The 20,820-nt window shown below is 49.6% G+C and carries 18 protein-coding genes; all 18 read left to right on the top strand.

Features of this window, described 5'->3' with window-relative positions; genetic code table 11:
• Nucleotides 1–17 precede the first annotated feature (17 nt).
• A complete protein-coding gene (locus tag EKO24_RS16170) occupies nt 18–683 on the top strand; it encodes a coiled-coil domain-containing protein (RefSeq protein WP_127028196.1) in 666 nt (221 codons plus the stop codon).
• Between the two features lie 210 nt (nt 684–893).
• Nucleotides 894–1,106 (top strand): DUF6447 family protein, encoded by a 213-nt coding sequence (locus tag EKO24_RS16165; protein WP_127028195.1) that lies wholly within the window; start codon nt 894–896, stop codon nt 1,104–1,106.
• Nucleotides 1,107–1,342: 236 nt separating this feature from the next.
• The gene (locus EKO24_RS16160) at nt 1,343–2,050 is read left to right on the top strand and encodes a SapC family protein (protein ID WP_127028194.1); all 708 of its coding nucleotides are present in this window, start codon (nt 1,343–1,345) and stop codon (nt 2,048–2,050) included.
• A 282-nt stretch (nt 2,051–2,332) separates the two neighbouring features.
• Nucleotides 2,333–3,259 (top strand): hypothetical protein, encoded by a 927-nt coding sequence (locus tag EKO24_RS16155; protein WP_127028193.1) that lies wholly within the window; start codon nt 2,333–2,335, stop codon nt 3,257–3,259.
• 502 nt (nt 3,260–3,761) lie between these two features.
• Nucleotides 3,762–4,268: a hypothetical protein gene (locus EKO24_RS16150; RefSeq protein ID WP_127028192.1), complete on the top strand. Its 507-nt coding sequence runs from the start codon at nt 3,762–3,764 to the stop codon at nt 4,266–4,268.
• Between the two features lie 395 nt (nt 4,269–4,663).
• A complete protein-coding gene (locus tag EKO24_RS16145; protein WP_127028191.1) occupies nt 4,664–5,917 on the top strand; it encodes a glycosyltransferase family 4 protein in 1,254 nt (417 codons plus the stop codon).
• A gap of 339 nt (nt 5,918–6,256) precedes the next feature.
• Nucleotides 6,257–7,150, top strand: coding sequence for a glycosyltransferase family 2 protein (locus EKO24_RS16140; protein WP_127028190.1), 894 nt, complete (start codon nt 6,257–6,259; stop codon nt 7,148–7,150).
• Entirely contained in the window at nt 7,143–8,093 is a 951-nt protein-coding gene (locus tag EKO24_RS16135) for an NAD-dependent epimerase/dehydratase family protein (protein WP_241674585.1), read from the top strand. The genes EKO24_RS16140 and EKO24_RS16135 overlap by 8 nt, the downstream gene beginning before the upstream one ends.
• A gap of 99 nt (nt 8,094–8,192) precedes the next feature.
• Nucleotides 8,193–9,422, top strand: a complete 1,230-nt coding sequence (locus EKO24_RS16130) for a glycosyltransferase family 4 protein (RefSeq protein WP_127028205.1) — start codon at nt 8,193–8,195, stop codon at nt 9,420–9,422.
• On the top strand, nt 9,422–10,276 hold the full coding sequence (locus tag EKO24_RS16125; protein ID WP_127028188.1) for a dTDP-4-dehydrorhamnose reductase family protein: 855 nt from the start codon (nt 9,422–9,424) through the stop codon (nt 10,274–10,276). The genes EKO24_RS16130 and EKO24_RS16125 overlap by 1 nt, the downstream gene beginning before the upstream one ends.
• A gap of 18 nt (nt 10,277–10,294) precedes the next feature.
• Nucleotides 10,295–11,314: a polysaccharide biosynthesis protein gene (locus EKO24_RS16120; protein WP_127028187.1), complete on the top strand. Its 1,020-nt coding sequence runs from the start codon at nt 10,295–10,297 to the stop codon at nt 11,312–11,314.
• Entirely contained in the window at nt 11,299–12,486 is a 1,188-nt protein-coding gene (wecB, locus tag EKO24_RS16115; RefSeq protein WP_127028186.1) for a non-hydrolyzing UDP-N-acetylglucosamine 2-epimerase, read from the top strand. Before EKO24_RS16120 ends, wecB begins: the two co-directional genes overlap by 16 nt.
• The gene (locus tag EKO24_RS16110; protein WP_127028185.1) at nt 12,476–13,459 is read left to right on the top strand and encodes a UDP-glucose 4-epimerase family protein; all 984 of its coding nucleotides are present in this window, start codon (nt 12,476–12,478) and stop codon (nt 13,457–13,459) included. The genes wecB and EKO24_RS16110 overlap by 11 nt, the downstream gene beginning before the upstream one ends.
• 190 nt (nt 13,460–13,649) lie before the next feature.
• The gene (locus EKO24_RS16105) at nt 13,650–14,684 is read left to right on the top strand and encodes an MraY family glycosyltransferase (RefSeq protein WP_127028184.1); all 1,035 of its coding nucleotides are present in this window, start codon (nt 13,650–13,652) and stop codon (nt 14,682–14,684) included.
• 19 nt (nt 14,685–14,703) lie between these two features.
• A complete protein-coding gene (locus tag EKO24_RS16100; protein WP_241674584.1) occupies nt 14,704–16,749 on the top strand; it encodes a polysaccharide biosynthesis protein in 2,046 nt (681 codons plus the stop codon).
• 134 nt (nt 16,750–16,883) lie between these two features.
• Nucleotides 16,884–17,795, top strand: a complete 912-nt coding sequence (locus tag EKO24_RS16095; RefSeq protein WP_127028183.1) for a LysR family transcriptional regulator — start codon at nt 16,884–16,886, stop codon at nt 17,793–17,795.
• Nucleotides 17,796–18,188: 393 nt separating this feature from the next.
• Nucleotides 18,189–18,581 carry a rhodanese-like domain-containing protein gene (locus EKO24_RS16090; RefSeq protein WP_127028182.1) on the top strand — a complete coding sequence of 131 codons (393 nt, stop codon included), beginning with the start codon at nt 18,189–18,191 and terminating at the stop codon, nt 18,579–18,581.
• A gap of 175 nt (nt 18,582–18,756) precedes the next feature.
• The gene (gene typA, locus EKO24_RS16085) at nt 18,757–20,568 is read left to right on the top strand and encodes a translational GTPase TypA (RefSeq protein WP_127028181.1); all 1,812 of its coding nucleotides are present in this window, start codon (nt 18,757–18,759) and stop codon (nt 20,566–20,568) included.
• Nucleotides 20,569–20,820: the final 252 nt, after the last annotated feature.

The following is a 20,820-nucleotide window of genomic DNA, read 5'->3' as shown; positions in this document are numbered from 1 at the left end:
AATATCAGGAGAAAAACATGACTGATGAGGAACTAAAAGCCTTGGTTGCGAGTCTTGCCGTTGCTCAAGACCGTACAGACAAACAAATGAAAGCAACTGATGAGAAAATTGCTAATTTATTTGCGGCTCAGGACCGTACTGACGAGCAGATCAAAGCAACTGACGAGCAGATCAAAGCTACTAACCAGCAAATAAAAGCAACTAACGAGCAAATAAAACGCAACGATAAGAGGTTGACTGAGAAGCTAGAGCGTATGGGAGTTACGCTGGGCAACATTGGACAAAACCAAGGCGACGTAGCGGAAGAGTTTTTCTTTAACAGCCTGATAAAAGACAATCACTTGGGCGCTATCCACTTTGACGACGTGGTAAAAAACATGGAAAAGCACCGGGGGCAAATCCAGGAAGAATATGATTTGGTGGTAACCAATGGCGAGGCCATCGGCATTGTTGAAGTCAAATACAAAGCCCATGAAAATGATCTGGACAAACTGGATCGCAAGATGAAGAACTTTAAAAAACTGTTTCCGATTTACCAAAACTACAAGCAATACGGCGCCATTGCGTCGTTTCATATCAATGATGCGGCCAAAAAAGAAGCGTTAAGACGCGGTTATTTTGTGTTGCAACGTAGCGGCGACTTGGTTCACACCGAGAGTGGCGAGCATTTGACGGTGTTGTAACCTGCGTAAGGCGGATTTGCGTCAGCCTGATTGTTTGAATATTGCATTTTTAATAAAATAATAATCCGATTTAAAAACTAAATGCCTTATTACGTATAACGCCGTAAGTCGGATTTGTCATTAGGCAATCTGCCATTGATACGTGCTCCTTGGTTAGGCGTGCCTGAGCGAGGGTATCTTTAATCATTTTAAAATTATTTAGGAGAAGCCATGTCCACCATCACCATCGACAATGTCGAATACGATACTGATAACCTATCGGACCAAGCTAGGCAGCAATTGCAAATGCTACAAGTCACCGAGCAAGAAATTAACCGTTTAAATGCGCAATTAGCAATTACCCAAACCGCGCGGATAGCCTATGCCAATGCCTTGAAAGTAGCTTTACCCGTCAGTACGGAAGGCTTGGTGATTGGTTCGTAGTCGATCATATTATACATTGCCAATATTATTTAAGCGGCGCAAATAATAGGGGTAAACGCCATTCATCAGCCAAACGGCCCGCCCTTGGAATACCAAGAAGTAACAAATACTCCCTGTTTTTCACAATGAGCCGGGGTTTTATTATTTCAAAGAGTCCCCATATAGCTTTCTGAATATAGGAGGCAAAAGACCTAAGCCCCTTTTCAAATATTAGAAACATTTATTAGGAATAAACCATGTACAAAACCCCCGAAGTATTGAACAAAGACGCACACGGTAAGTTGACCTATACAGGTATTAGCACGTACGAATTTGCCCGTGGCCAAACTACAGCTCCGCTGCTTTCGGAAGAAATTGCTGAAGCCAGTGCTTATTACCCGATCGTATTCGCGATTGACAATTTAGCTAAACCGCTCGCTTTGTTAGGGTTGCGCGACCAGAATGTTTATATTGATGAAGCAGGCCATTGGACGGTTAATTACATTCCTGCCTTTATTCGCCGTTATCCTTTCGTATTTGCTACCGGCAATGAAAATACCGAATTACTTCATTTGGCGATTGATGCAACTGCCCCGCAATTTGCCGGCCAGGGTGAGTCGTTGTTTACAGATGATGGTGAGCCATCAGCAATTGCCACCGGTGCTATGAAATTTCTTACCGCATACCAGACCTCCAGCAAAAGCACTGAGGCGCTGCATCAGCCTTTGCTTGATTCCGGTGTTTTAGTCGCCAAAACTTTGACGCAACAAATTGATAACGAGATGCACGCTATTGGCGGCTTTTCTGTTGTTGACGAAGAGAAGTTTAAAGCTTTACCGGATGAAACTTTGGCGCAATGGGCGCGTAGTGGGTTATTGGCTACAGTTTATGCGCATTGGGCCAGTTTGCGTCATCTGCAAAAGGTAGCGATGGCTTCTTCACGTCCAGAAACACCCACTCATTAATTGCAAAGTCGGCTAGGTTAGGCAACTTTTTTCCGTCGCCCGGTATTTCACAGTTGATGTTAAGCAAGAAAACCGCCCTTGGGAAACCGGGGCGGTTTTTTGCGCGTATTGGGTTGGCTTGCGCTATCTGTAGAAGGCATACGGTTTCTTGGAGTCCGGCCCTCATTAATTGTTTTTTATCAAGATTAAGTGTGAATTATGGATTTTTCAAGATTTTATGAATGTTATGGCAAGTAACTTGCTTGTTGTTTAGAAATCAACAACAAATTTTACAGGTGATTTATGAATATTACCTCGCTTAATCCAGTGGTTAACCAACCGCGAACTATTAATCCACAACCTTCACAAACCACTGATGTCTCTTTCGCCAATTTGTTGGCGGATGCCTCATCATCACCACCAGCCAAGGCTGATGTCATTTCGGGACGTATTGGAATCGATTATAAGGAAAAGGGCTTTATCTCCAGTGTTTCTTATTTTGATGATCAAGGGAATCTGTTGGCGCGCGGAAATTTTAATGCCCAGGATATATTAGAGAAAACTCAGCAATTCGGCATTCCTCTGACGGATTTGCGCGGCGCCGGTCAGCAACTGGACGAAGCGGGTGTCGGTTATAAGCCTTATGAGCTCTACCCAGGTACTGGCTCTGATCATGGGATCGACTTTGAAGACTTGATCAGCGGCGGCTTAGGCACGGCCTATGATTGGCGGGTCGATGCGAATGTGGCGTTAAAAGGTCCATTTGCACAGAGGGAGCTGCAGAAATCCCAAGCATTGGCTGAACAATTGGGGCTAAAACTGAATCCGCTAGTAACTACAGGAGGAGGAATTGATCCAGCACGCCTGGCTACGCAAAAAGGCGTGGATGGTGTGGTACGCAATTTTGTACTTCACTCTGGGGGAACGGCAAGCTGGTATCAGAGTTCAGAGGAGGCCGCCAAGGCGCAAAGCAGCTTGGGAGGGCGAGTATATGATAAATCGCAACAGTCTGCCGCTGGCGCAGCCGTTACCAGGCAGCCGGCTAACACGCAGCAGGCATCTATCGATAGCAGTAAGTCGGCGGCTGACCACGAACTGGCTAAGCTATCCGAAAAGCTTCATAATTTGACGGAGGAGCTTGATGCCTCGCGAGGCAGTACGAATATTAACCAGAGCCAGCATTATACGATCTATAACCAATTACTGGACATTTTGAACAAAGTGCAATAAAGGACGAGATAAGCGGATTTGGCTTCCTATTTTAATTGTAACTGCGTATTAGTTAAACTTAAAGAGTTTCTCGCGCGTTTTAGTCTCGTGCATGAGGGAGATTCTGAATTAAAAATAATTAGAGATTGATATTGTGTTTATTAATTCCTGCGTCGATTGTTCCTTACGTTGCTGCCGCAATAATAGCGTTATCAGAGGATTCTCATTAACGATCAACCGTAATTAAATGAACAATCCGCAACTTTCGGTTGGATTTTTCTAACCCAGGTTTTTATGCCTGATTCTTCTCGTTATTGTGTAGCGGGCGGTTTGCTGTTGCAAATACAACAAGCCTCCGGGAAATTATATTGTGTGTACCTGAACTGTCATAATTGTCGGCATACTTTTAACGGGCAGGTTCACGGTTTATTACCGTAAAAGTTACAAATTTGTAGGGTGTATGCTCTACGATAAATTGTAAAAACTGAGAACTTGAACACTCAGAGCATATAAAGGGGGGGAAATGCAAAATTTACAAAAAGTGACCATTCAATACTGTGAGCAAGAAGACAGGATCAGACTAACTGGAGAGGTTGAGAATGCGGCGCCAGTCGTAATATGGTTAACGCAACGCTTGCTTCAACGTGTTCTGCAGGCATTGTTAAAACATGATCAATCCGAAGGGGGATTGCACTCACATCATCATATTTTTCAAAGTTTTGCTCAACAAGCGGCCACGGCAGAGCTTGAACAAACGCCGCAAGTATCAGTACAGCCGGCGGTTGAGAGCTCCGTATGGCTGGTGAATTCGGTGGACTTGGCTAACTCGGAACAGCGTGTTGAGCTAACGTTTCGTGGCTCGGATGATCAACAAGTGAGACTGCTGTTGAACGAGATGTTATTACGTCAGTGGTTGGCAATTATCTATGGGCTTTACCTCAAAGCCGATTGGCCGTTGGATGTTTGGCCTGACTGGATAGGTGGAAATGCCTCGGCAACTAATAGTCAGCAAGCAGTTAGAATGCATTAAATCGTGGCGCCGTTTATTTTGCGTTGACTACGCTTTGAACGGCTTTATTAGCGTGAAAGTTTCAAATTTGTAGGGGATATAGCGCATCCGCCATTCATGCTTAATCCTGTGTGCGTCCTATTAAGATCTTCCAGATTTTAAAAACCTGGAGGCCTGTCGATTGGTATGTTCCCTGGGTGGGGCTAGGTTCTTGCTATTGCCGCGTCCATGCCAATGACGGTCCTTAGCAGCCTCCGGCTTTGCGGGAGCGGGTGGTAATGCATGCGATATCTTATTTCGATCTTTAGCTTGTTGTCTGTAAGTCCGAGCTACCGCGAGGCAGTTATTGCGATGGCAAATTAAGCAAATGCTAAGTTAATATCAGCTTTAGTAAGCGTTAGGTATTTCCCTTAATCATGAATATTCTATTTATCCATCAAAACTTTCCCGGTCAATTTAAATATTTTGCCCCGGCTTTAGCAGCCGATCCGGCTAACACGGTGGTTGCTATGACCATGCAACGGCAAAATGTTGCCGAATGGCAAGGCGTAAAGCTGATTTCCTATGCCGTCAGTAGGGGGAGCACTCCCAATGTACATCCGTGGATAGGCGACTTCGAAACCAAAACCATACGAGGCGAGGCCTGTTTTAGAGCTGCGCTGAAAATACGAGAGGCTGGCTTTAACCCGGATGTTATCGTGGCGCATCCCGGTTGGGGAGAAAGTCTGTTTTTGAAAGATGTGTGGCCCAATGCGAGGTTGGGTATTTATTGCGAATTTTTCTATCATGCGAAAGGTGCGGATGTGGGGTTTGATCCTGAGTTTCCTTCTAAGGATGAAGCCGAAATTTGCCGTATGCGTCTTAAAAACTTGAATAATTTGCTGCATTTCGAAGTGGCTGATGCGGGCATTTCTCCTACGTATTGGCAAGCAAACACTTTTCCTGAATCTTTTCGTAAGCAAATTACTGTGGTGCATGACGGTATCGATACTGAAGCTGTTGCGCCTAATCCCAACGTTAATCTCACCTTGAACACCTTTGATGGCAGCCTCACCCTGACTAGAGCTGACGAAGTGATTACCTTTGTTAACCGCAATCTGGAACCCTATCGTGGCTATCATATCTTTATGAGGGCGCTGCCGGAGTTGCTGAAACGGCGGCCGAATGCCCTAGTGCTGATTGTCGGCGGGGATGACGTCAGCTATGGCGCTAGGCCGGAGGCAGGGCAAAAATGGAAGGATATTTTTGCTGGCGAAGTACGTCCGCGGATCAGCGATGCTGATTGGAAACGAGTGCATTTTCTGGGCAATGTGCCATACCAGCATTTCATTCCGTTGTTGCAACTTTCAACGGTCCATGTCTATCTGACTTATCCTTTTGTATTAAGCTGGAGTTTGTTGGAGGCAATGAGTGTTGGTTGCGCTATCGTAGCTAGCGATACGCAGCCTTTACGCGAAGCTATTCGTCATGACGAGACCGGCCGATTGGTTGACTTTTTTGACTCGGAAAGTTTGGCTAATCAGGTTTGCGTATTGCTGGAAGACCCTCAAGCCAGGGAGCGGCTTGGAGCGAATGCGCGGGCTTTTGCAATCGCTCATTACGACCTTAAAACGGTTTGCTTGCCTAAGCAGCTGCAATGGGTGTCGAAACTTGCCGTAAAAACTATCTAACTATTTCGGAATGCAAGCTCTGCTTGCGCTCCGGCTTTAGACAAGAGCTGGAAACTTAATCAGGTAGTTAAAATAATTGCCAGCCAAGCAGGTTCTTTCAAGGATTTGCTCAGCATAGTTGTCGTTAATTTCTTATTTCTATAATGCGCAAGATTTCACTGCTTTATTACCCAATTTCAAACCTAAATTGTTATTATAGGCGGACCTGAGTAGTTAAAACCTTAAACCGTTCCAGGCGACTTTATTGTCCGGTTTTAAGGGATTAATTTTTATGGATATTTTCAAGAAATCGAATGCGATGGTACGGATGATTACAACAAAGCTTGATAGAAAAAAGAGATGAGCGCTGTCATCTCGGCAATTATCGTCAATTATAACGCGGGTGAATTGTTGCGTAACTGCGTCGACTCGTTGCTGAACTGCCCCCAGGAAATTGAAATTATCTTGGTTGATAACGCGTCGACGGATGGCAGTTTGGATGCGTTGATAGGCTTGCCAAGCATACGGATAATTAAAAACTCAGCAAATGTCGGTTTCGCTGCAGCTTGTAATAGCGGTGCGCGTGTTGCTTCCGCGCCGTATTTATTGTTCCTTAATCCGGATTGTTTTTTTAAGCCCGGTACGCTACTCAACCTTTTGGAGGCAATGCAGGCGGACCAGCGCGTGGGTATGGCGGGCGGTTTGCTTATTAATTCGGATGGCACCGAACAAGCCGGTGGCCGGCGGGCGGTGCCGACTCCTTGGCGTTCTTTTGTGCGCGCATTTGGGCTTGTGCGTTTCTCGAAGTGTTGGCCGCGCCTGTTCTTTGACTTTTATTTGCATAAACAGCCTCTGCCGGATCGCGCGATTGAGGTGGAAGCAATTTCCGGCGCTTGCATGATGGTTAAGCGCGAGGCGATGCAGGATGTCGGGGAGTGGGACGAAGGCTATTTCTTACATTGCGAAGATTTGGATTGGTGCATGCGTTTCCGGCAAAAAGGCTGGAAAATCCTGTTCGTGCCATCGGCGCAGATTGTTCATGCATTAGGCGTTTGCGGCAGGGGCAGGCCGGTGTTCGTCGAGTGGCACAAGCATAAGGGCATGATACGCTTCTATCAAAAGTTTTTCCGAGACGAATATCCGGGCGTGCTGATGGGCTTGGTTACGTTAGGCGTATGGCTGCGCTTTAGCGCTGTAGCGATTTATTATACGGCCCTGCATGCCGGTCGAGCGTTGGGGATTGGCCGTGGCTGATTTTTTTCCAAAGAATGAAGATTTACAGGTCGGCGTACTTGGCGCAACCAGTTCGGTTGGAAGCTGTCTACTACCGATGCTGGTTGAGGCAGAGTGGAAGGTGATCGCATTTTCGCGAAAATCGCTTAAGCCGTTTGACGATAAAGTGGAATGGCGGCGGATTGTTTCCCCCGCAGATGTAGCCGAATCTGCGGCCGTACGGTCGGAGCGTCAAGTTTCCGATTCGGCTGTTTTGCCGCCTGCGGATGACGAGAATATTCCTTTTTGGATTTGTCTCGGTCCTATTTGGGCATTGCCGGATTATTTTGCTGCGTTCGATGCCCAAGGCGCGAGGCGCGTAGTGGTCGTTTCCTCGACCAGCCGCTTTACCAAGGACGACTCTACCGACCCTGAAGAGCAGGCCGTGGCGCTTCGGATCGCCGATGCGGAAGCGCGCGTTCAGGAATGGGCGGAAAGTAGGGGCGTGGAATGGGTGATTTTGCGGCCTACGCTGATTTATGGTTTGGGCCGCGATAAAAATATCACCGAGATTGCGCGCTTCATCCGCCGTTTTGGTTTCTTCCCGTTGTTCGGCAACGCAAACGGTCTGCGCCAGCCTGTTCACGTAGCGGATGTTGCCGGTGCCTGCTTGGCGGCTTTGCAGATACCTTCCGCGGCAAATCGGGTCTATAACATTTCCGGCGGCGAGATACTTGCTTATCGCGACATGGTTGCCCGCGTGTTTTCCGCCCTTGGGCGTCATCCGCGCCTGCCGACCGTTCCGCTTTGGCTTTTCCGACTCGCGGTGATGCTGTTGCGCCGTTTGCCGCGTTATCGGCATTGGTCGACTGCGATGGCCGAGCGTATGAATCGCGATATGACGTTCAATCATGCCGAGGCGGTGCGAGACCTGGCTTTCAAGCCTGGAAAGTTTATGCTGTCGGCCGGGGATGTCGAGGTATAACCCCAATCTTTAAGTCAAAGCGGCTGATTTTTTGGTCGAGTTTATTTTGCCGGTGAGTCTTTAGGTCTATTTGGAATAGTAAGAAGTGATAAAAACTTGATGAAAATCCTTATCGTTAGTCAATATTTCCAGCCTGAGTCTTTTCGCATCAACGAACTTGCATTGACCCTTCAAGAATCCGGGCATCAGGTATCTGTTTTAACAGGGAAACCGAATTATCCGGACGGTGAAATTTTTCCAGGATACCGCGCATGGGGATGTAGCCGCGAGGAGTGGAGCGGCATAAAAATATACCGCGTCCCGCTGATCGCCAGAGGCAATAGAAATGCGGTCAAGCTGGCACTGAATTATCTGTCGTTTATTGTTTCAGGACTGGCGTTTGCGCCGTGGTTGTTGCGCCGGCAAAACTATGACGCGATTCTTGTTTTTGCACCGTCACCGATTTTTCAAGCTATTCCGGCGTCTTTTCTGGGCTGGATAAAACACTGCCCTGTCGCTTTGTGGGTGCAGGATCTATGGCCGGAAAGTGCGCAGGCCACCGGCTACATTAATAATCCCTGGATTTTGAAATTGCTTGAGAGCGTGGTCAGGTTTGTTTATCGGCATACGGATCTGCTGTTGGTCCAATCAACAGCATTTCACGAGCCTGTTGCGAAGTTGGCTTGCGGCAAATCGATTAAGTACTACCCGAATTCGGTCGATTTTGCATTTTATTCTCCCCCCGACATACCATTGCCCGATATTGTTGGCTTGGCGGGCAAGTTTCCTGTGCTTTTCGCCGGTAATGTCGGTGTTGGGCAGGCGGTAGAGGTTATCGTTCAGGCCGCGGAGATATTGCGGGATTATCCGGATATTCATTTCGTCGTGCTGGGGAAAGGCAGCCGTTGGGAGTGGATGCGCGAACAAGTTGAAACACGCGCTTTGAACAATGTTCACCTTGCCGGACGATATCCGGTAGAAACCATGCCGGGCTTGATGAGGCAGGCTGCCGCATTATTGGTTACATTAGCGGACCAGCCTATTTTTGCGGCGACAATTCCGAGTAAAGTGCAAGCTTATATGGCGGTCGGCAGGCCGATTTTGGCTTGCTTAAACGGTGAAGGCGCAAGATTGGTCAGCGAAGCCAACGCCGGTTTGGCTGTTCCGGCCGAGGATGCGGCCGCTCTCGCCGATGCGATATTGCGCCTGTACAGAATGCCCGCAGCGGAACGCGAAGAAATCGGGCAAAATGGACGCGCTTATTTTCGGGAGCATTTCGATCATGACCGGCTGGCGGAACAGTTAGTCGAGCATTTGCATGAGTTAACGTTGTCTTTTGGGGAAAATTGATGAAAATTCTGGTTTTAGGCGCACGCGGTATGTTAGGCAGCGCGGTTTTGCGTATCTTTAGTGAACGGCTCGATTGGGATGTGCATGGGGCCGTGCGTTCAGCCGACGCACAACAGTTTTTCCCTGAGCGGATTGCCGAGCGCTTGTTAACCGATGTCGATGCGGCTAATTACGATACGATTGTCGACGCTTTTGCGCGGATACGCCCGGATGTGGTGATCAATTGCGTCGGCATAACCAAACATAAAGCCGAAGGCAACGATCCGTTAATAGCCCTGCCGCTTAACGCGATGCTGCCTCACCGCTTGGCGAGATTGTGCGCGGCTATGGATGCGCGCTTGGTGCATGTTTCCACGGATTGCGTTTTCTCCGGCAGGCAAGGCAATTATACCGAACAGGATTTGCTGGATGCGGACGATGTTTACGGCAGATCCAAGGCCTTAGGCGAAGTTGATTATCCGCACACGGTTACTTTGCGTACCTCGATTATCGGCCATGAGTTGAACAGCTGCTACAGCCTGCTTAATTGGTTTCTTGCCCAGCAAGGCAGTTGCAAAGGTTTTAAACGGGCGATATTTTCCGGCCTGCCGACGGTGGAATTTGCGCGCGTGATACGCGATATCGTCATTCCCCAGTCCGGCTTGCACGGCCTTTACCATGTTGCCGGCCCCGCCATCGCGAAATACGATTTGTTGAAGTTGATTGCCGAAGTGTACGGTAAAACGATCGAAATTATTCCGGAAGATGAGTTTACGATTGACCGCTCGCTGAATGCGGACCGGTTTAAAGCTGCAACCGGGTATCAGCCGCCGCAGTGGCCGGAGTTGATCAAAATGATGCATGCGTACCAGTAAGCCGATCAAGGGCCGGATATGTTCAATGATAAAGTCTTAATGATCACCGGGGGAACGGGATCGTTCGGCAATGCCGTTCTTAAGCGTTTTCTGGCGACGGATGTGCGCGAGATTCGTATCTTTAGCCGCGACGAGAAGAAGCAGGAAGAAATGCGCATTGCGCTGAACAACGACAAGCTGAAGTTTTACATCGGCGATGTCCGCAATTACGACAGTGTCCACCGGGCGATGAAGGATGTGGATTATGTGTTTCATGCGGCGGCGCTGAAGCAGGTGCCGTCGTGCGAGTTTTATCCGATGGAGGCGGTGCGCACCAATGTGATCGGCACGGAGCATGTGATGAACGCAGCCGGTGAGAATGGCGTCAAGCGCGTAGTGCTGCTGAGCACCGACAAGGCCGTGTATCCGGTCAATGCAATGGGCATGTCCAAGGCCATGGCCGAAAAATTGCTGATTGCGAAGGCGCGGATGCAGCGCGAGGGCGAAACGGTTTTCTGCGCAACGCGCTACGGCAACGTGATGGCGTCCCGGGGCTCGGTCATTCCATTATTTATCTCGCAATTGAAGGAAGACAAGCCGCTGACCGTGACCGATCCGAACATGACGCGCTTTTTAATGTCACTGGAGGATTCGGTGAATTTGGTGCTTTATGCTTTTGAGCATGGCCGGCAAGGCGATATTTTCGTACAGAAGTCCCCTGCGTCGACGGTTGGCGATTTAGCGCAAGCGTTGATCGAACTGTTCGACGGCAAGCAAGGGACTCGGGTTATCGGTACGCGGCACGGCGAAAAACTTTTTGAATCGCTGATTTCCCGCGAAGAGATGGCGCGTGCCGAAGATAGAGGAAGTTATTACCGGATACCTGCGGATAACCGCGACCTGAACTATGCGAAATATTTTAGCGACGGCGAGGAAAAAATCTCCAGCCTTGAAGATTACACGTCTCACAGCACGGAACGTTTGGATGTCGGCCAGGTGAAATTATTGTTGCAACGTTTGGATATTATTCAGGAGATAAAATCGTGCTTAAGGTTATGACCATTGTCGGCACTCGGCCCGAACTGATTAAGATGAGCCGGGTCATAGCCGCGCTTGACCGGCATATGCAGCACATCCTGGTGCATACCGGACAGAATTACGATTACGAATTGAACCAGATCTTTTTTGACGACCTGGAAATCCGCAAACCCGATTATTTCCTGGAAGCAGTCGGCGACAACGTAGCCCAAACCATTGCGCAAGTGATCCAGAAAGCCGATGAAGTCATGGAACGGGAACAGCCCGATGCGGTGCTGTTATATGGCGATACCAATTCATGCTTGTCGGTTATCTCGGCAAAGCGCCGCAAAATCCCGGTGTTTCATATGGAAGCCGGCAACCGCTGTTTCGACCAACGCGTTCCTGAGGAGTTAAACCGTAAGGTATTGGATCATCTGTCGGATATTAATATGGTGTTGACCGAGCATGCGCGCCGTTATTTACTTGCGGAAGGTATCCGGCCCGAGACGATTATCAAGACCGGCTCGCATATGCGCGAGGTCGTGGATTATTATTCGCCGAAAATTCAGGCGTCCGATGTGGTTTCCCGTCTGTCGTTGCAAGCCGGCAAATTCTTCCTGGTCAGCGCGCATCGCGAGGAAAATGTCGATTCGCCGGAAGCGTTGCAGGATTTGCTGGATACGCTGAATGCGCTGGCCGAAAAATATCAATTCCCGGTCCTGGTTTCGACCCATCCGAGAACGCGCAAGCGCCTGGAGGACTTGGATATTTCAACGCTGGACCCAAAAATTATTTTTTCCAAACCGTTCGGCTTTTTCGATTACAACAAATTACAGATCGAGGCGTTTTGCGTCCTTTCCGATAGCGGTACGATTACCGAGGAAACGTCGTTGTTTAATTTGTGCGCGGTGACGCTTCGCAATGCGCATGAGCGCCCCGAGGGCATGGATGTCGGCACGTTGATCATGAGCGGCTTGAAAAAAGACCGCGTACTCGAAGCCGTCGAAATTGTGACGTCTCAATACCAACGCCACGCCAGCTCCCGGCAGGCTAGCGGCATACACACCATCCCTGGCGATAAGACTGCGCGCCCGGTTTTAGCGGTTGCCGATTATGAAAATCCTCATGTCTCAACGCAGGTCGTCAGGGTTGTGGCAAGTTATGTCGACTATATCAATAGGGTTGTTTGGTCAAAGCCTTATGCAAAATAATATCAGCCGGTATTCCCACTCTATATTGATTACAGGCGCTAACGGTTTTGTCGGCAAACCGCTCTGTGAGGAATTGCTCAGGCAAGGGCAGGTCGTCCGTGCCTCGATGCGCTTGGGGCGCCGCGACAATGTGCCGGTCGGAAATATTGAAACGGTGTCAATCGACGTTTTAGACGGCGCAACGGATTGGACAGAGGCATTGGCCGGTATCAATGTGGTTGTTCACCTTGCCGCGCGCGTGCATGTCGTGAAAGATAATTCGCTCGATCTATTGGACGAGTTGCGCAAGGTTAATGTTGAAGGCGCTTGGAATCTTGCGTTGCAGGCAGCGGAAGCGGGGGTGCGGCGATTCATTTTTATCAGTTCGATCAAGGTGAACGGCGAGGGCACGTTGCCGGGGCGGCCTTACACGGCAGAAGATCGGCCTGCGCCGGTCGATCCTTACGGTATTTCCAAGTTCGAAGCCGAAGATGCGTTACTGCGGCTGGCTTATGAAACCGGTATGGAAGTTGTGATTATTCGTCCGCCGCTGGTATACGGGCCGGGCGTGAAGGCCAATTTCCACAGTATGATGCATTGGCTGCTGAAAGGAATCCCGTTACCGTTGGGGGCAATTCATAATAAGCGCAGCTTTGTCGCATTGGATAATCTGGTCGATTTGATTATAACCTGCATCGATCACCCGGCTGCGGCTAACCAAACTTTCCTGGCCGGGGACGGCGAGGATATGTCGACCACTGAGCTATTGCTGCGCTTGGGCAAGGCATTGGATATGCCTGTCAAGCTGGTCCCGGTTCCTATCTGGATGTTAAGAGCGGGTGCGGCGTTATTGGGCCGGCAATATATGTCCCAGCGTTTGTGCAATTCGCTTCAAGTCGATATTAGCAAGACTTGCGAGCTGCTGGGGTGGCATCCTCCTGTCAGCGTCGATGATGCTTTGAAGAAAACGGCGGCGGATTTTTTACAAAGATAATTGCGGCCATATTCAAATTAATTCGGCCTTATGCCCTGTGGGTATAAACACGGATTTAAAATTCGGTTTGGGTTAAAAATCCGGTCAATCCGCCCTATCCGCGTCGCCTCGAGGCGCCTACTTTTGGCATCCGTGTTCTATAGTCACACGCTGAATATAGATACTCGTCAATAATTTAAGTGAGGTATAAATGATTTTTGAGTGGCTCCTTTTGCTGACGGGCGTCGCCTCCTGGGCGCTTACCGGCTTTTTGTATCGTTACGCGTTGGCAAAGAACCTGATCGATATTCCTAACGAGCGTAGCTCGCATTCTATACCGACACCTCGCGGCGGCGGCGTTGCTATCGTGCTCTCGTTTTTGCTGGTGTTGCCTGTTTTGAACAAGTTTGAACAGCTATCCACCTCGATATGCCTGGCTTTATCGGGTGCGGGTTGCGCTGTTGCCGTAGCGGGCTTTCTGGACGATCACGGCCATATTGCCGCGCGCTGGCGCTTATTGGTACATTTCAGTGCCGCGGCTTGGGGACTCTATTGGTTGGGCGGTTTGCCTCCGCTTCCGGTTTTTGGATATTGGCTGGATTTAGGCTGGATCGGTTATGTAGGCGCGGCCATTTATATTGTCTGGTTGCTGAATCTGTACAACTTCATGGACGGCATTGACGGCATTGCCGGCGTTGAGGCGATTACGGCCTGTTGCGGCGGCACGTTAATGGTATGGCTCGTTGCGCCGGATTCAAACGTTTGGCTGCTGCCGGCCTTTCTGGCCGTTGCGGTTTTAGGATTCCTTTTTTGGAATTTTCCGCCGGCCCGTATTTTTATGGGAGATGCGGGCAGCGGTTTCTTAGGGATTATGTTGGCGCTGCTTTCGCTGCAAGCGGCCTGGATTGAAGCCCGGCTATTATGGGCGTGGTTGATCTTACTGGGCGTGTTCATTGTCGATGCAACCGTTACTTTGTGCCGCCGGGTAGTGCGGGGAGAGAAGTTTTACGAGGCGCATCGCAGCCACGCTTATCAACATGCGTCTCGTGTTTGGGGCGCTCATTGCCCTGTGACATTGGCGGTATGCGCGATTAACATTTTTTGGTTAATGCCGCTTGCAAGCTGGGTTGCAATGGATAAATTGGACGGTACTGTGGGGTTGGTGCTGGCGTATTTGCCGTTATTGCTGTTGGCCTATCGTTATAACGCGGGTGACCGGCAAGCTCAATCGGAGCTGGGCAAGTGAATTATGGGAGTCGCTGCGGATGAAAGCTATGGTCGATAAGCAGGACGGATCGGGCGTGCGCATTTGGTTTATCCTGCTGCCGCGGAAAATGAAGGCTTTTATCCTGATCAGTGCGGATGTGTTTTTTGCAATGCTGGCTCTTTGGGCGGCTTTCGCTTTGCGCTGGGGCGAGTGGTACGCCCCCAAGCCCGACGAGTGGTATTTGTTTGCGGCAGCGCCCGTTATCGCGGTACCGATTTTTATTAAGCTGGGATTATACCGTGCGATTATCCGTTACATGGAGGTCAGGGCCTTGTGGACTATCATCCAGGCCACGACGCTTTACGCGCTGGTTTTTGCGTTCGTCTTGCACGAATCCGGCATCAAGGGCGTGCCCCGGACGGTATTGCCGTTAAATTGGTTGAACATCATGTTGTTGGTCGGCAGCAGCCGCTTTTTTGCGCGCTGGTGGCTGGGCGAGGTTTATTTGAACCTGGGAGGCGCCCGAGGTGTAAAAACCCATAGCAAAAAGAACGTGGTGATCTATGGGGCTGGGAATGCCGGGGTACAGTTGGCTTCCGCATTAAGCTACGGCCGCGAGTTCAGACCTATCGCGTTCATCGACGACGATGAGCGGCTGCATAAACAAAAGGTCAACGGTTTGCGGATTTATCCGCTCAGCTCGTTCAGATACCTGATAGAAAGACATCAAGTCACGGATGTACTGTTAGCTCTGCCGTCCGCCAGCCGGTCGCGTAAAAGCGAAATTATCCGGTCGTTGGAGCCTTTTGCGATTCACGTAATGTCCATGCCCGGCTTGTCCGATATTGCCCAAGGCAAAGTCACTGTCGATGTGCTGCAAGAGGTCGATATTGCCGATTTGCTGGGGCGCGATGCGGTGGCCCCGGATCAGTCGTTGTTGCATGCAAATATCGCCGGCAAAGTGGTTATGGTAACCGGCGCGGGCGGATCTATCGGTTCCGAACTGTGCCGGCAAATTATCCGCTTGCAGCCAAATACGCTGATTCTTTTTGAAATGAGCGAATTCGCGCTCTATGCGATAGAAAAAGAACTTCGTCATCTGTTAGCCAAATGTTGCGTCAATTCAGGGGCGGGCGACAGTATTGATAATAGCGGGGACATAAAGCTTATTCCGGTGTTGGGTTCGGTCGCGGACGCCAAACGCTGCGAAAAAATATGTCGTACTTTCAAGGTACAAACCATCTATCATGCGGCGGCCTATAAGCATGTGCCGATGGTTGAAAGAAATCCGGGCGAAGCGATCAGAAATAATATCTTTGGTACTTTGCATTCGGCGCAAGCCGCAATCAAGTCGAAAGTCGAAACCTTCGTGCTCATTTCAACGGATAAGGCCGTCCGGCCAACGAACACAATGGGCGCGACCAAGCGTTTTGCCGAGTTGATATTGCAGGCGCTGAGTTTAAATACAGCCGATAATTCCACTCGTTTTACGATGGTGCGGTTTGGTAATGTCCTGGGTTCTTCCGGGTCCGTTGTGCCGTTGTTTAAAGAGCAGATTGCAAGGGGCGGACCGGTAACCGTGACGGACGAAAGAATCATCCGCTATTTTATGACCATACCGGAAGCCGCGCAGTTGGTTATTCAAGCCGGCGCGATGGGCCGGGGCGGCGACGTGTTTGTGCTGGATATGGGCGAGCCGATTCGCATTGTCGATTTAGCCAAGAGGATGATCCATTTAAGCGGCTTGGAAGTTAAAGACGAGGATCATCCCGACGGCGATATCGAGATTAGCTATACCGGTTTAAGGCCCGGAGAAAAACTGTATGAAGAGCTGTTGATTGGCGATAATGTCTCGAAAACCGGTCATCCGAGAATTATGCGCGCGCAAGAGCATGTTATTCCCTGGGACGAGCTGCAGAACATGCTGGTTATATTGGAACATGCTACCGAAGACGATGATTTTGAGCTGATTCGCGGTGTTTTCGCTAATGCCGTTACCGGCTTTGTGCCGCAGTGCGATATTGAAGACATGCTGTGGAAAGAAGACAGGCGGCTTGTCAATAAATCCGATCTGTCCGATCAACGGTACAGCGATATTTCTTGAATACAATATAACGTATAATGAATTCACTCTTACAATAACAAGAAATAATTGCCTTTTGCCGGCTGCAATATGCGGAATTTTGAATCAGGATCGGCTTACCGATCATCCTTTTTAAGGCTTAAAGAGAGAATCCCATGGATAAATTAACCAGCATGAATGTTTTTGTTCGCGTGGCAAAGGCTGGAAGCTTTGCTGGTGGTGCGCGTGACCTGGATATTTCCAGGGCCATGGCGACCAAACATATTATGCATCTTGAAGGATTGCTGGGTACGCGGTTATTCAATCGGACTACTCGTAGTTTAAGCCTGACGGACGTGGGCGCATCCTATTTGGAACGATGCCAGCAGGTGCTGCTTGAGGTTGAGGAAATGGAGGCTGCGGTAACGCACCTACAGACTGAACCCAGGGGGCTTTTAAGAATCAGCGCTCCGCCGGTTATCGGTTCGACCCATATTTCTCATGCGGTATCCGAGTTTTTGAAAATACATTCCGATTTAACGATCGAAATGATTATACAGAGCAGCCCCGGCGATTTGGTCGATGAAGGAATCGATGTCGCTATTTTGCTTGGCGCGTTGGATGACACCAGCATGTTTGCCAGGAAACTGGCCAGTTCATCGCTGGTCGTGTGCGGATCGCCGGACTATTTCGAGCGTCACGGCGTTCCGCAAACGCCGGAAGATTTGGAAAATCACAGCTGCCTGGTTAATTGGGCCATTGCGCCGAGAAATAAATGGCTGTTCAAAGGCGAAGCCGGATATACCGGCATCAATGTTTCCGGCAGGATGCAGGCCAATGTCGCGGACCCGATACGGATCGCTGCTGTTAATGGTTTGGGGCTGGTAATGTTGCCGACTTATATCGTCGGCCGGGATATTGAAAAGGGCAGGCTGAAAGTTGTGCTGGAAGATTACACTTCGCCGCCTTTGGACGTCCATGCGGTGTATCCGCATCGGAAATATTTGTCGGCTAAAGTAAGAAGTTTTATGGACTTTTTGCAGGAATGGCTGGAGCATCGGGTTAGCTTGCCGGTAGCAACCGAATAAGATAAGCGATTGTTGGGGCGGCAACTGCCTGATATTTTATTGATAACGATGGCTTATATAACAGTTAATGCGGATTAGGCAAAATTTCCGTTTCCATTCCAGTTCTCACCGATCCCCCTACAGTTAAGGGCTAAGCGCTACTAGCCGATAAGAAAAGCTGTTTACGAGGCAGGTTTTAACGACATTGTCATGAGCCGGTTTCTTGACCATGGCTTAAGGGATGAGATAATACGCATTCATAAACCATGGGTTGACGGTTTGCCGGACTGTTAGCGGAAGATTAGGATGAGTTGGGCGCATCGCCTTAGCACGACCCTACAGAAGTACGGATAACGGTTATGACAACGCAGAACCGTTGGCGAGAGCGCTACAAACGCAGATAGAGATTACACAATGATAGAAAATTTAGATCCACAGCAAGCCTGGGATTTGTTGCAGAATAATTCCGATGCGGTATTGGTGGATGTAAGAACAAAAGTTGAACATTCCTTTGTCGGGCATCCGCCAAAAGCAATATCGATTCCGTGGAAAGAATCGCCTGATTGGCAGGTTAATCCACATTTTATTGACGACGTTAAAAAAGCTGTTCCTGACCGTAATGCGCCGGTCTTATTGCTTTGCCGTAGCGGTCAACGTTCATTGGACGCGGCAAAAGCGTTGGAAGAGGCCGGTTATAAACTGCTGATCAATATTGTCGACGGTTTTGAAGGCCCCCTGGATGAGCATAAGCATCGGGGCAATCTTGGCGGTTGGCGTTTTCAGGGCTTGCCTTGGGAGCAGAGTTAATACCATATCCCCATTGGACCAAGCTGGGTGCGTCCAACAAAATCTAAATCGCAATGACGGCGGGCGCGCCGTCCTTTCTTCCCCTGCATTAGGGCGTTTTTACGCCCATCAGAATTAAAGAATGCCGACAACCGGCATTCTACATTTGTTTATTTAAAACCTAGAGTACATAACAGTGATCGAAAAATTAAGAAACATTGCAATTATTGCCCACGTTGACCATGGCAAAACCACGCTGGTCGATAAATTATTGCAACAGTCAGGCACCTTTGCCGCCCATGCCAAAGTTGCCGAGCGCATTATGGACTCGAATGACCTGGAAAAAGAACGCGGCATTACCATTCTGGCTAAAAACACCGCGCTGGATTGGAACGGCTACCATATTAATATCGTCGACACCCCTGGGCACGCCGATTTTGGCGGCGAAGTGGAGCGGGTATTGTCGATGGTCGATTCAGTTCTGTTGTTGGTCGACGCCGTGGACGGCCCGATGCCGCAAACCCGTTTCGTGACCCAAAAAGCCTTTGCGCTGGGCTTGAACCCGATTGTGGTCATCAACAAGATCGACCGTCCGGGCGCGCGCCCCGACTGGGTTGTCGATCAAACGTTCGATTTATTCGACCGCTTGGGTGCGACCGACGAGCAATTGGATTTTCCGATTGTTTATGCGTCGGCCATCAACGGCTATGCCGGTCTGGATACTTCCGTCAGCGGCGGCGATATGACGCCGTTGTTCGAGACGATTGTATCTAAAGTTCATCCTCCCAAAGTCGACATCGACGGTCCTTTCCAAATGCAGGTGTCCAGCCTCGATTACAACACCTACACCGGCGTTATCGGCGTTGGCCGGATTCAGCGCGGCACCGTGAAACCGAACATGCCGCTGGTCATCGTTAACCGCGAAGGCGTGGAACGTAAAGGCCGTATGTTGCAGGTTTTCGGCTTCCACGGCTTGGAGCGCGTCGAAGTGCCCGAAGCGCGCGCCGGCGACATTATCGCGTTTGCCGGTATCGAAAAATTGGAAATCTCGGATACGATCTGCCATCCCGAGCACGTCGAAGCGTTGCCGCCGTTGTCGGTTGATGAGCCGACCGTATCGATGACTTTCATGGTCAATAACTCGCCGTTTGCAGGGAAAGAAGGCAAGTTTGTTACTACGCGTCAAATTCGCGACCGCCTGGACAAAGAATTGCAGCATAACGTTGCGCTAAGAGTCGAAGATACAGCAGATCCGGATAAATTCATCGTATCGGGCCGCGGCGAGCTGCATTTATCGGTACTGATCGAAAATATGCGCCGCGAAGGCTTCGAAATGGGCGTGTCGCGTCCTGAAGTGATTATCAAGGAAATCGACGGCGTCAAGTGCGAGCCTTTTGAAATGGTCACGATCGAAGTGGAGGAAGAGCACCAAGGCACGATTATGGAAAAAATGGGCGAGCGCAAAGCCGACCTGCTGAACATGGACCCCGACGGCAAAGGCCGAATTCGTTTGGAATATATGGTGCCGTCGCGCGGCCTGATCGGTTTCCAAACCGAATTTATGACGGCCACTTCCGGTTCCGGCCTGCTTTACCACGTGTTCGATCATTACGGCCCGATGAAGCCGGGCGACATCGGCGGCCGTCTGCGCGGTGTGATGGTGTCGATGGTTGCCGGCAAGGCGCTGACTTACTCATTGTTTACGTTGCAGGAACGCGGCGATTTGTTCCTGGTCAACGGCGATGAAGTTTACGAAGGGATGCTGGTCGGCTTGCATTCCCGCGCCAACGATTTGGTGGTCAATCCGACCAAGGCCAAGCAATTGACTAATATGCGCGCATCAGGCTCGGATGAGAACTTGGTGTTGGCGAGAATCCAAAAAATGACGCTGGAGCAGGCGTTGGAATTTATTGCCGAAGACGAGCTGGTTGAGGTTACGCCGAAATCGATACGTTTACGCAAGAAACTGTTAACTGAAAACGAGCGTAAAAGAGCCTCTAAGGGATAAAGCAAGATGTTGGCTTGCCTTGGCCTCAAGGCAAGCCAATGCTTTTGTATATCGGTAAAAACCGGAGGTTATGTTGTCTTTAAGTTATAAAGATTGCATTACATGCTGAGTTCGCCTGAATCTCAGGCAAATTCAATTCATTCAATTGGGCTTTATCCGGCCTAAATATCCACTGTAAACTTGCAGCGTTTTGATGCAAGCAGAGCCAAGATTCATCCGGTTTAAAATATTTTGCCGTGATGATCAGTCAGT

Source organism: Candidatus Methylobacter oryzae, from assembly GCF_003994235.2.
Lineage (GTDB): Bacteria > Pseudomonadota > Gammaproteobacteria > Methylococcales > Methylomonadaceae > Methylobacter_A > Methylobacter_A oryzae.
This window is presented reverse-complemented; position numbering and strand designations above follow the sequence as displayed.

Excerpts from the sequence above, each read along its gene's own strand:
- EKO24_RS16170 (WP_127028196.1), top strand. The coding sequence starts at position 18 with ATGACTGATGAGGAACTAAAAGCCTTGGTTGCGAGTCTTGCCGTTGCT.
- EKO24_RS16165 (WP_127028195.1), top strand. The coding sequence starts at position 894 with ATGTCCACCATCACCATCGACAATGTCGAATACGATACTGATAACCTA.
- EKO24_RS16160 (WP_127028194.1), top strand. The coding sequence starts at position 1,343 with ATGTACAAAACCCCCGAAGTATTGAACAAAGACGCACACGGTAAGTTG.
- EKO24_RS16155 (WP_127028193.1), top strand. The coding sequence starts at position 2,333 with ATGAATATTACCTCGCTTAATCCAGTGGTTAACCAACCGCGAACTATT.
- EKO24_RS16150 (WP_127028192.1), top strand. The coding sequence starts at position 3,762 with ATGCAAAATTTACAAAAAGTGACCATTCAATACTGTGAGCAAGAAGAC.
- EKO24_RS16145 (WP_127028191.1), top strand. The coding sequence starts at position 4,664 with ATGAATATTCTATTTATCCATCAAAACTTTCCCGGTCAATTTAAATAT.
- EKO24_RS16140 (WP_127028190.1), top strand. The coding sequence starts at position 6,257 with ATGAGCGCTGTCATCTCGGCAATTATCGTCAATTATAACGCGGGTGAA.
- EKO24_RS16130 (WP_127028205.1), top strand. The coding sequence starts at position 8,193 with ATGAAAATCCTTATCGTTAGTCAATATTTCCAGCCTGAGTCTTTTCGC.
- EKO24_RS16125 (WP_127028188.1), top strand. The coding sequence starts at position 9,422 with ATGAAAATTCTGGTTTTAGGCGCACGCGGTATGTTAGGCAGCGCGGTT.
- EKO24_RS16120 (WP_127028187.1), top strand. The coding sequence starts at position 10,295 with ATGTTCAATGATAAAGTCTTAATGATCACCGGGGGAACGGGATCGTTC.
- EKO24_RS16110 (WP_127028185.1), top strand. The coding sequence starts at position 12,476 with ATGCAAAATAATATCAGCCGGTATTCCCACTCTATATTGATTACAGGC.
- EKO24_RS16105 (WP_127028184.1), top strand. The coding sequence starts at position 13,650 with ATGATTTTTGAGTGGCTCCTTTTGCTGACGGGCGTCGCCTCCTGGGCG.
- EKO24_RS16100 (WP_241674584.1), top strand. The coding sequence starts at position 14,704 with ATGAAAGCTATGGTCGATAAGCAGGACGGATCGGGCGTGCGCATTTGG.
- EKO24_RS16095 (WP_127028183.1), top strand. The coding sequence starts at position 16,884 with ATGGATAAATTAACCAGCATGAATGTTTTTGTTCGCGTGGCAAAGGCT.
- EKO24_RS16090 (WP_127028182.1), top strand. The coding sequence starts at position 18,189 with ATGATAGAAAATTTAGATCCACAGCAAGCCTGGGATTTGTTGCAGAAT.